Here is a 207-nt window from a genome sequence, read left to right on the forward strand (position 1 = left end):
CGGCACTAGCTCAGTTGGTAGAGCGCGACCTTGCCAAGGTCGAGGTCATGAGTTCGAACCTCATGTGCCGCTCCAAATTTTTGATGTTTTGATTACCAAATCGAGACATCGGCGTAAGCCAAACAGATTAAGCGGCACTAGCTCAGTTGGTAGAGCGCGACCTTGCCAAGGTCGAGGTCATGAGTTCGAACCTCATGTGCCGCTCCA

Annotated in this window: 1 tRNA gene; it reads left to right on the forward strand. The window is 52.2% G+C overall.

The features are described 5' to 3' along the window. The first annotated feature begins 131 nt into the window (after positions 1-131). Positions 132-207: transfer RNA gene (locus tag Q0796_RS18275), tRNA-Gly, on the forward strand.

Source organism: uncultured Ferrimonas sp., from assembly GCF_947489035.1.
GTDB lineage: Bacteria > Pseudomonadota > Gammaproteobacteria > Enterobacterales > Shewanellaceae > Ferrimonas.